Below are 10,816 nucleotides of genomic sequence, written 5' to 3'. Positions count from 1 at the left end.
GTGCCGGGGCAGACCTTCTCAAGGCCCCGGCACTCGACGGAGGTTGACGATCGGACGCGACGACCGGACGCGACGGCCCGTCAGTTGACGCAGTAGGTGGCCGGCGGTAGCCACTCCGGCCCGACCAGCCGCCGTTCCAGTTCGTTCAGCGTGATCCGGATGCCGACCGTCCCGGCCAGCCCCACCCGGAACCGGCTGCGGGCGAGCGCGATCAGTGCCGTCAGGCCGTACTTGTTGATCAGCGAGGTGCGGTAGCGGGCGGTGTCGTCGGCGTCGCAGAGCCGGGCCCGGGCCGGGATCCGGCGGCCGGTGGGGCGCCCGTGGGCGTCGCAGGGGCCGATCAGCACCCGGGGGTGGCGGCGGATCCGTTCGGCCTCGCCGGAGTGGGCCGGGGTCCAGACCCCGAGGGCCGTGCCGTCCTGCACCACCCAGAGCTGTGACTCCAGCCGGCTGCCGTCCTCGCCGAAGGTGGTGAGCAGGAGGTACCTGCTGTCGGCGATCCGGTCGGTCGGGTCGACCTGGTCGGTCCGGTCGCTTCGGTCGGTTCGGTCGTGCACCTGTCCTCCCTGTGCCATCGGGGGGTGCGGGTCAGTGCCCGTGGCCCTCGGTGATCTCGTGGAACTCCTCGGCGGTGGGCTTGGGGATCCGGCCGCCCTCGCCGTGGAACCCGCGGGAGAGCCGGGTCCGGGTGCGGGTGAGCACCCCCGCCGGGCGGGCCACTCCATTCTCGTCCACGGGGGCGGGCAGTTCGAGGGGGCGGGGCTGTTCGTGCGCCGTGAGCCGGTGCAGTTCCCGCGGCGTGAGCCGGGCGTGCACTTCGGTGAACTCGCCGTGCGGCAGGCGCTTGATGACACCCGTCTCGCGGCCGTGCAGCACCTTCTCCCTGTCGCGGCGCTGGAGGCCGAGGCACCAGCGCTTGGTGATGACGAAGACGGCGACCGGGACGGCGAAGAAGCCGACGCGGGCGGCGTACGTGATGGAGTTGAGCGACAGGTGCAGGTGGGTGGCGATCAGGTCGTTGCCGCCGGCCGCCAGGGCCACCAGGTAGAGGCTGATCCAGGCGGCGCCGAGCGCGGTGCGGACGGGCGCGTTGCGCGGCCGGTCGAGCAGGTGGTGCTCCCGCTTGTCGTCGGTCACCCAGTTCTCGATGAACGGGTAGACGGCGATGGCGCCCAGGACGAGCGGGAACAGCGCGAACGGGATGAGCACCCCGAGGTTGAGGGTGTGTCCCCACAGTCCGATCTCCCAGCCGGGCATGATCCGGATCAGGCCCTCGGCGAAGCCCATGTACCAGTCGGGCTGGGCGTCGGTGGAGACCTGGTCGGGACGGTACGGGCCGTACGCCCAGATCGGGTTGACGGTCGCGATCGCGGCGGCCAGCGCGACGATGCCGAAGACGAGGAAGAAGAACCCGCCGGCCTTGGCCAGGTAGACCGGCATCAGCGGCATGCCGACGACGTTCTTCTCGGTCCTGCCGGGGCCCGCCCACTGGGTGTGCTTGTGGTAGAAGACCAGGATCAGGTGGGCCACCAGCAGGCCGAGCATGATGCCCGGGATCAGCAGCACGTGGATGGTGAAGAACCGCGGCACGATGTCGTGGCCGGGGAACTCCCCGCCGAACAGGAACATCTGGATGTACGTGCCGACCAGCGGCACGGCGAGGATCGAGCCCTCGATGAACCGGATGCCGGTGCCGGAGAGCAGGTCGTCGGGCAGGGAGTAGCCGAAGAAGCCGTCCAGCATGCCGAGGAAGAGCAGCAGGAAGCCGAACACCCAGTTGATCTCGCGCGGCTTGCGGAAGGCGCCGGTGAAGAACACCCGCATCATGTGGACGAACATGGCGGCGACGAAGACGATCGCCGCCCAGTGGTGGATCTGCCGGATCAGCAGGCCGCCGCGCACCTCGAAGCTGATGTCCACGGTGGAGGCGTAGGCCTCCGACATCGGGACGCCCTTGAGCGGCACGTACGAGCCGGCGTAGACCACCTCGCCCATGCTGGGCTTGAAGAACAGCGTCAGCCAGACGCCGGTCAGGATGATGATGACGAAGGTGTAGAGGCAGATCTCGCCCAGCATGAAGGACCAGTGGTCCGGGAAGATCTTCCGCAGGTTCGCCCTGGCCAGGGAGTAGATCCCCAGCCGGCCGTCCGCCCAGTCGGCGGCCCGCTGCCCCCGCCCAGGGCTCTGATTCCGGGTCATGTGCACGCACCTCGGTCCGAAGGAAGCGGGGAGGAGTCCCCGGTTCGCACTGGTGCCCACGATAACCGGGGGGTAATCCCCATTTCCATTCGGGGTGGTCGGTGCGCCGAAGGGCGGCGGGTCCTAGGCGGTCGGTGGTTCCACCCGGGCGTACGCCTCCGGCGGGATCGGGAAGCGCCTCAGCAACTCCTCCATCCAGGCGGTCGGATGGGTGGCCGGAGCCGCGCCGCCGGGCAGGGCGCGCGCCTTGCGGATGCCGTCGAGCAGCGCCTCCACCGCGGCCTCGGTGGTGTACCGCTCGGAGACCCAGCGGCGGCCCGCCCGCCGCACCTCGTCCTGGCCGGGCAGGTCGAGCAGTTCCAGGGCCCGGTCCGCCAGCCGGTCCGTTTCGAGCTCCGGGATCCGCCACGCGGACGGCGAGTCGAACAGTTCCGCTCCGCCGCCGCCGGCGTAACCGGTCACCAGGCAGCCGCTGGCCATCGCCTCGGCCGGCGGCAGGCCGAAACCCTCGCCCTCGGGCGCTCCCAGGGCGATGAACACCGAGGTGTCCGACAGCACGCGGGCGACCTCCTCGTGCGGAACCGCGTGGATGTCGTACAGCTCGACGCCCCTGGACCGCGGGTCGGCGTGGAGCAGACGGTGGAGCAGCGTGCTCTCGACCGGGCGCTTGCGGGACATCCACGCGATGCGCCGGACCCGCCCGGTCGACGCCGGCCGGAACAGCCCGGTGTCGACGGTGTTCGGCACCAGGTGCGGTTCGAACCCGGGCAGGGCGCGGCGGAGCATGTCGGCGCCCGCCTTCGAGACCGTCCACAGGGCCGGCCGGGCCGACCAGCCCGGGTACGGGCCGGGGGCGGGGCAGGTCAGGAAGTGGACGTAGTGCCCCTGCGAGTAGACGACCTTGCGGCCGCCGGGCGCCGGGTCGCGGCCCGGGAGCACGCTGACCTCGGGCAGCACGAGGACGTCCTCGGGCCCGAGGTCCAGGGTCATCCCGGACAGCGTCGGCACGTCGTCGTCGAACCACGTGTAGCGGAATCCCGGTGTGGGCGTCCAGCGGTACGCCTCGACGCCGGCGGCCCGCAGCAGCGCGACCTGTTGGTTCAGGACGCGGATGCCGCCCAGCGGGAACTGGAACTCGAACGACGCGTAGACGACTCGGCCGGTCACCGAACCTCCCTGACGAACCAGCGACTTGAGCGGAACAGGGCCTCACGGATCCAGGGACCCACGGACCCACGGACCCACGGATCCAGGGAACCAGGGAGCCGGGGCTACTGCAGGTGCTCCTCGATCTCGGCGATCAGCCCGTCCTCGAAGCGGAAGTAGGTGGTGGCGTGGACCCGGCTGCGGGTGCCGTCCGGCGCCTCCAGCACCAGGACGTGCTGCTGGAGCACCTCGTCGGGCTTGTGGAACCGGCGCACGACCTCGTACCGCAGGGAGTCGACGGTGGCGAAGAACGCGGCGATCCGCTCCAGCCGGGCGTCGATCGGCCGGGTGCCGTCGCCGTCGTTCTGCCACACCGTGGCGCCGGGGGTGCACAGGGCCCGGAAGCCGGCGAGGTCGCGTGCCTCCAGCAGCCGCAGTCCGGCGTCCACCGTCGCGTCGAGGTCCTGGTCCATGGGCTTCTCCGTTCAGTGCGGGCGGGAAGGGGAGGGGTGCCGGTCGAGCAGGCCGAGGCCGCGCAGGTCGGTGACGTACTTGGCGACGAGGGCGGGGGACAGCCGCGGCACGTCCCGGTCGGGCCCGATCCCGGCCGCCCGGACGGCCTCCCGGAACCGCGGGGCCGGGGCGGGCCGGTCCTCGCCCGGTTGCTCGAAGGCGTGCAGCAGGGGCAGCACCGAGTGGGTGCGCTGCCGTTCCGGCAGGGCCCGGACCGCGGTCGTGAAGCGGGCGAACCAGTCGTCGTAGTCGTCGACGCGCCGGATCGGGTGGCCGTCCTCGACCAGCCAGTCCACGAGGGTGTCCAGTGAGGCGCCGTCGTCGTGCGGGTTCCAGGCGTTGTAGGTGCGGTAGCCGTCCGGGCCCGGGGTGCCCAGCGCGGTGACCGCCTCGGCGAGGAAGTCGACCGGGAGGCCGTCGTGCCGCGCGGGCGTGCCGCCGCGGTGGAACGACCGCGGTGCGATCCCGGTGGCCACCAGGCTGAGGACCAGCCGGGTGAACACGTCGGGCACGTTCAGCTGTCCCGGGTAGCTGCTGTGCGCGAGGATCATGCCCGACCGGAACGTGGTGACCGGCAGGCCGTACCGTTCGTGGGCCTCCCGCAGCAGCACCTCGCCCGCCCACTTGCCCGCGGCGTACCCGTCGGCGTAGCCGCGGCCGAGGCGGCGGCGCGGGATCGCCTCCCGGACGTCGGCGTCCTCGTCGAGCGCGGACGGCCCGGCTCCGCCGCGCACGGCCACGGTGGACAGGTAGGTGACGGGCTTGAGCCGCTCGGTGAGCGCCAGCCGGACCAGTTCGGCGGTGCCCGCGACGTTGGGGCCGAACAACTCGGCGTAGGGCAGCACGTGGTTGACCAGCGCGGCCGGGTGGACGACCAGGTCCACCGACTCGGCCAGCCCGTTCCACACCGCCCGGTCCAGGCCCAGGCGCGGTTCGGCGAGGTCCCCGGCGAGGACGGTCAGCGTGCCGGCGGCCAGTTCCCGGTACCGCCGGGACGCCTCGCCCCCGGTGCCGAAGGCCCGGTCGAGCCGCTCGGCCGCGTCGGCGGGCGTGCGGCCGCGGACGAGGCAGACCAGCCGGCCGCCGGACGGGGCCAGCCGGCGGAGCCACTCCAGGCAGAGGAAGCGGCCGAGGAACCCGTTGGCGCCGGTCAGCAGGACGGTCCGGGGGGACTCCGCGGGGCCGGGCAGGCCCGGCGCGGCGGCCAGGGTCGGGGCGTCGATGAACCGGTCCGGGGTGAGGTCGCGGGCCCGGACCTCGGTCGCGTCGCCGCCGTGCACGGAGGCGGCCGTGGGCCTGCTCCCCGGGGCGGTGCGCCGGGCCTCGACGTACGCCGCCACCCCGGCCAGGTCGGTGGCCGGGCCGAGGACGACGCCGACCGGCACCTCGATGTCCAGGACCTCCTTCAGGAGGGTGGTGAAGGACAGCGCGGAGAGCGAGTCGCCGCCGAGCTCGGTGAACCGCGCGCCGGTGTCCGCGCCGGCGTCGGCCCGGCCCAGGACGGCGCGCACGGCTCGGTTCACGGTCTCCTGGACCGGCCGGTCGGCACCGGTCCGGCGCAGTTCCCGCAACTGCCGGCCCTGTTCGTCGGCGAGTTCGGCGTAGCGGCGCTCCAGGGCCGCGCCGTAGCGTTCATGGAGCCGGGGGCGCAGCAGCTTGTGGCTGTCGGAGAGCAGGCCGTTGGCCGGGCTGAAGGGCTCGGTCTCGACCAGGAAGTCCCGGGGCACCTCGTACGGGTTGAGCCCGTTCTCCCGGGCGGTGCGCCGCAGTTCCCGGTCGATCAGCAGCTTGAGCGCGGCCGGGTCGCCGTCGGCGCGGGCGATCGCCTCCGGGGTGGGCACCACCACGGCGAGCAGGTGGGAGCGTTCGCTGTTGCCGTACACGAAGACCTGCCGGACCAGCGGGCTGCCGAGGAAGACGCCCTCCAGCCGGGAGACGGTGACGAACTCGCCCTGGGACAGCTTGAGCACGTCCTTGGTGCGGCCGACGTAGACCAGCCGGTCCGGTCCGACCTCGGCCATGATGTCGCCGGTGCGGTAGTAGCCGTCCTCGTCGAAGACGGCGGCGGTGAGCTCGGGCCGACGGTAGTACCCGGGGATGGCGGCGCTCGTCCTGAGCAGCAGCTCGCCGCGCGGGTGCGGCCGGTCGGTGCGGAAGCAGCCCAGCTCCGGGACGTCGACCAGCTTGTAGTCGAGGACGGGCGGGCGCTGCACCACGGTGTCCAGCAGCACCCCGCCGGCCTCGGTCGAGCCGTAGCCGGTGTACAGGTGCAGTCCCAGGCAGGACTCGACGAACTCCGCGACCTCGGCGGACAGCGGCGCCGTCCCGCAGAAGGCCTTCGCCACCCGCCCGCCCAGGACGGTCTCCCGCAGGTGGGCCTTGACGGCCGCGTCGACGTCGCCGGGCTCGCCGGCCCGCCGGTCGAGTTCGCTGCGGTACCGCTGGAAGAGCATGTCGCAGACCCGGGGGACCATGGTCAGCTCGGTGGGCCGGACCAGCGCGATGTCCTCGAACAGGGAGGACAGGTCGCTCCTGGCGGTGAAGCAGCCCAGGCCGCCCCGGGCGAGCGTGCCCAGCACCGACATCCGGCCCGCCTGGTGGCTCTGCGGCATGTAGTGGACGACGACGGACGGCACGTCGGCGGGCCCGTAGACGAATCCCCACCACGCGTTGCGGGCGAGGCGCTGCGGGTACATCGCCCCCTTCGGGGCGCCGGTGCTGCCGGAGGTGTAGAGGAGCAGGGCCAGCGGGTCCTCGCCCGGGGCGGGGACGTGCAGCGGGGGGTCGGGCAGCAGGGCGCCGCGCCCGACCGCGGCGGTGAGCGTGTCGAGCACGGCGGTGCCGCCGGCCTCGGCCAGCCGCCGGGCGGCGGCCTCGACGGCGGCGCGCTCGGCGGGGACCCCAGGGTGGTGGTCGAACACCAGGAGGCGGCGGACCGACGGCTGCCCGAGCACCGCGGCGACGGCGGTGTCCAGCCGTTCGACGCTGGTGGCGAGGAGCCGCGGCCCGGTCTCCGCGACGATCGGCGCCAGCTGGGAGAGCGGCGCGCTGGCGTGCAGCGGCACGGAGACCAGGCCCAGGTGGACGCCGGCCAGGTCGACGGTGGCGTGGTCGGTGCTGCTGAAGCCGAGGACGCAGATCCGGTCGCCCGGGGCCAGCCGGTACCCAGGCTCGTGCGCCCAGGCCCCGGCGAGCGCCCGGACGCGCGCCCACAGCTCCCCGTAGCTGACGGTGTCGTACCTCGGGAGCAGCCGCCCCGTCGCCTGGTCGCGGGCGCGTTCGCCGAGGGCGGGCCGGTCCCGGTAGGCCGCCATGACGGTCGCCATGATCTCGGCCGGGCTGGTGGCCGGATCGGCGAGCGCCGCCCGTACGGCCTCCGACTGCCCCGTCGCGCCCGGCCCTTCCGACTGCCCCGTCGCGCCCGGACGGTGGCCGGCCCCGGCCGTGGCGGAGCTCACCAGGCGACCGGCAGGGCGTCGGCCCCGCGGATGAGGCGTTCGGTGCGCCAGCTGATCCGCTCGGGCGGGACGGCGAGGTGCAGCCCCGGCAGACGGCGGACCAGGGAGCCGAGCACGGTGCGCAGTTCCATCCGGGCGAGCTGCGCGCCGAGGCAGTGGTGCACGCCGTGCCCGAAGGTGACGTGCGGGGACGCGCTGCGGTGGAAGTCGATGCGGTCGGGCTGCTCGAAGACCTCCGGGTCCCGGTTGGCCAGCCCGAGTTCGGCGACCACGGCGTCACCGGCGCGGATCTTCTGCCCGCTGAGCTCCAGGTCCTCGACGGCGATCCGGGTGAACCCGGCGGTGGCGCTGATCGGGACGACCCGGGAGAGCTCCTCCACCGCGCCGGGGATCAGGCCGGGGTCGGCGACCAGCTCCCGCCACAGCTCGGGGCGGGTCAGCAGGGTGTAGACGAAGTTGCCGATCTGGTTGGCGGTGGCCTCCTGGCCGGCGGACAGCAGGCTGACCCCGAGGCCGACCAGCTCCTCCTCGGTGAGCGCGTTCTCCTCGCCCTCGACGGAGGCCAGTTCGCCGAGCAGGTCGGCGGTGGGGTGGACCCGGCGTTCGGCGACCAGGCCCGCCAGGTAGTCGTTCAGGTGCCCGCGGTCGCGGGCGGACAGCTCGGGGTCGGAGAGCGTCAGCAGGCCGTCGACCCAGGAGTTGAACCGGTCGCGGTCGGCGAGCGGTACCCCGAGCAGTTCGCAGATCATGGTGACCGGTAGCGGCCAGGTCAGGGCCTTGGTCAGGTCGGCCGGCGAGCCCGACGCGATCATCGCGTCCAGCAGCTCGTCCACGATCTCCTGGGCGCGCGGCCGCAGCGCCTCGACCCGGCGGAGGGTGAACGGGTTGGCCACCCGGCGCCGGAGCCGGGTGTGCTCGGGCGGGTCCATGCTCAGCATCGAGGTGCGGGGGAGGCCGGCCGAGACCGTGCGGGGCACGTGGTCGCCGACCGCCTCGGCGCGGCTGAACCGGGGGTCGGCCAGCACGGCGCGGACGTCGGCGTAGCGGCTGACCAGCCAGGCGTCCCCGCCGAACGGCAGACGGACCCTCAGCACGGGCTGCTCGCCGCAGACCGCGGCCAGCTCCGGGTCGATGTCGAGCCGGTGCGTCGGGCCGAACGGATAGGCGCGGGGCCCGTCGTCCGTCGCGGTCATGTTGTCAGTCCTTCCGGTCCCGGGGGCGGTCACAGTGCCGCGATCCGCCCGCCGTCGATGACGAGGTTGCTGCCGGTGATCCAGGAGGCGCGCGGGGACACCAGGAACCCGACCGCCTCGGCGATGTCCTCGGTGCGCCCGATCCGGCCGAGCGGGATCCCCTCGGCCCAGTCCGCCGTGTCCGTCCCGAGCCCGAGGTAGTCGGCGATCCCGTCCCGGGCCTCGTCCGCGCCCGGCGTCATGACGTTCCCGGGGGAAAGCGCGACGACCCGGATGCCGTCCGGCGCCAGTTCGGTCGCCAGCCCTTTGTGGTAGACCTCCAGGGCGGCTTTCGCGGCGGCGTAGTGCAGGATCACCGGATAGGAGGAGACGGTGGCGATCGAGGACATGTGGACGATGACGCCGCCGCCTCCCGAACGCATCGCGGGGACGAGTGCGGAATTGAGCCGGACGGCGGAGAGGAAATTGATGTCGACGGTGTACTGCCAGTCCTTCTCGATGTCCAGCGCGCTCTGGAAGGTCCGGCAGCCGCCGGCGTTGTTGACCACGATGTCCACGCCGCCGAGGATTTCCAGCGCGGTGTCGGCGAATTCCCGGACACCGGCCGCGGTGCTGAGGTCGGACGGTACGAAGGCGGATTCGGCCGGGGTGTCCCCGGTCGGTTTGCGCGCGGTGGTGACGACGGTGGCGCCGCTCTCCAGCAGCTTCCGTGCGATGCCGGCGCCGATGCCGCGGCTTCCGCCGGTCACCACCGCCCGCTTTCCCGCCAATTCCCGTTCCATTCCGGTTCCGCCGCCTCTCCCTGGTCGGAAAACCTGTCCGCGACGCCTTTCGGCAGAAGAGACGCTTTTCGGCGTACGGGCGGGTACGGCCCGGTGCCGGTGCGGAAGGGCGGCGCGGAACCACCGCGGACCACTATCCGCGACCCGCTTCGGCAAGGTCAAGAAGATTGTGTCGATGCAGTGCATCGCCTGGCGCGGTGCAGAAAGGCGGTCGGCCGCCGGGCAGGCCGATGCCGCTGGACGCCGGGAACGATAGCCCCGATAATCGTCGAATTGCCGACGCACGGACCTCCGGTATGAGACGGACGGAAACACCGCCGCGGCGCGGCGGGATATCGCCCGGGGCGTCCGGCCCGGAATTCAGACGAACTCGGGAGGAACAATGGCGGGCTTGGGAGAGCCGTTCACCGTGGGCGACCTGACGGTCCCGAACCGGATCGTGATGGCGCCGATGACCAGGATGAAGTCCCCCGGAGGGGTGCCGGGCCCGGACGTCGCGGAGTACTACGCCCGCCGTGCGGCCCACCGGGTGGGGCTGATCGTCACGGAGGGCACCTACATCGGCCGCCCCGCCGCCGCGGCCTACGACGGGGTCCCCCACTTCCACGGCGAGGAGGCGCTGGCGGGCTGGTCCCGGGTGGTGTCGCTGGTGCACGCGGCCGGCGGCCGGATCGTCCCGCAGCTGTGGCACACCGGGGTGCAGCGCCCGGGCACCGAACCGCCCGCCGAGGGGCCCTCGGGGATCGGCCTGGACGGCGGCCCGGCCGGGCGGGCCATGAGCCAGCAGGACATCGACGACGCCGTGGCCGCCTTCGCGCGCGGCGCCGCGGACGCCGAGCGGCTCGGGTTCGACGGGGTCGAACTGCACGGCGCGCACGGCTACCTGATCGACGACTTCCTGTGGCACGGCACCAACCGCCGCACCGACCGCTACGGCGGCGACCCGGCCTCCCGGGCCCGGTTCGCGGCCGAGGTGGTGCAGGCCGTCCGGGCGGCGGTGAGCCCCGGGTTCCCGGTCCTCTTCCGGCTCTCCCAGTGGAAGGTCGGCCGCTACGACGCCCGGATCGCGGAGAGCCCGGAGGAGCTTGAGCAGCTGCTGACCCCGCTGGCCGAGGCGGGGGTCGACGCCTTCCACGCGTCCACCCGCCGCTACTGGCTGCCCGAGTTCGAGGGCAGCGACCTGAACCTGGCGGGCTGGGCGCGCAAGCTCACCGGCAAGGCCGCCGTGACGGTCGGTTCGGTCGGCCTGGACCGCCAGTACGGCGAGGGCGTGTTCACCGACGGCTTCACCCGGCCGGCCGGGCTCACCGGCATCGAGGAGCTGGTCGATCGGCTGGAACGCGACGAGTTCGACCTGGTCGCGGTCGGCCGGCCGCTGCTGGCCAACCCCGACTGGGCGGAGCGGGCGCTCGGCGGCGGGCTGGCCGGGGCGGTCCCGTACGACCCGTCGGTGCTCGCGACCCTGGTCTGACCACCGGACCGGCTGACCGGCTGACAGAAGGAGGGCCGGGCCCGCGGCGTGTGC

General features: G+C 73.3%; 8 protein-coding genes. 1 reads left to right on the top strand and 7 read right to left on the bottom strand.

Annotation, left to right across the window (positions count from 1 at the left end):
* Positions 1–80: 80 nt before the first annotated feature.
* From ACFRQN_RS37265 to ACFRQN_RS37235, 7 genes are all read right to left on the bottom strand, one after another.
* Positions 81–557, bottom strand: coding sequence for a PPOX class F420-dependent oxidoreductase (locus ACFRQN_RS37265; RefSeq protein ID WP_063780248.1), 477 nt, complete (start codon positions 555–557; stop codon positions 81–83).
* Between the two features lie 31 nt (positions 558–588).
* A complete protein-coding gene (locus ACFRQN_RS37260; RefSeq protein ID WP_380744994.1) occupies positions 589–2,199 on the bottom strand; it encodes a cytochrome bc complex cytochrome b subunit in 1,611 nt (536 codons plus the stop codon).
* 123 nt (positions 2,200–2,322) lie between these two features.
* Positions 2,323–3,366, bottom strand: a complete 1,044-nt coding sequence (locus ACFRQN_RS37255) for a glycosyltransferase (protein WP_117487241.1) — start codon at positions 3,364–3,366, stop codon at positions 2,323–2,325.
* Between the two features lie 104 nt (positions 3,367–3,470).
* A complete protein-coding gene (locus ACFRQN_RS37250; protein ID WP_049658964.1) occupies positions 3,471–3,818 on the bottom strand; it encodes a nuclear transport factor 2 family protein in 348 nt (115 codons plus the stop codon).
* A gap of 12 nt (positions 3,819–3,830) precedes the next feature.
* Positions 3,831–7,316 carry a carboxylic acid reductase gene (gene car / locus ACFRQN_RS37245; RefSeq protein ID WP_380744991.1) on the bottom strand — a complete coding sequence of 1,162 codons (3,486 nt, stop codon included), beginning with the start codon at positions 7,314–7,316 and terminating at the stop codon, positions 3,831–3,833.
* A complete protein-coding gene (locus ACFRQN_RS37240; RefSeq protein ID WP_049658615.1) occupies positions 7,313–8,509 on the bottom strand; it encodes a cytochrome P450 in 1,197 nt (398 codons plus the stop codon). The genes car and ACFRQN_RS37240 overlap by 4 nt, the downstream gene beginning before the upstream one ends.
* 29 nt (positions 8,510–8,538) lie before the next feature.
* Entirely contained in the window at positions 8,539–9,291 is a 753-nt protein-coding gene (locus ACFRQN_RS37235) for an oxidoreductase (RefSeq protein WP_074002290.1), read from the bottom strand.
* A 382-nt stretch (positions 9,292–9,673) separates the two neighbouring features.
* On the opposite strand from ACFRQN_RS37235, the gene ACFRQN_RS37230 reads away from it, so the two are divergent.
* Positions 9,674–10,762, top strand: coding sequence for an NADH:flavin oxidoreductase (locus tag ACFRQN_RS37230; protein WP_380744989.1), 1,089 nt, complete (start codon positions 9,674–9,676; stop codon positions 10,760–10,762).
* The last annotated feature ends 54 nt before the right edge of the window (positions 10,763–10,816 follow it).

Source organism: Kitasatospora sp. NPDC056800 (assembly GCF_042789775.1).
Classification (GTDB): domain Bacteria; phylum Actinomycetota; class Actinomycetes; order Streptomycetales; family Streptomycetaceae; genus Kitasatospora.
Note: the sequence above shows the minus strand (reverse complement) of the source record. Positions and strands in the feature narration are given on the sequence as shown.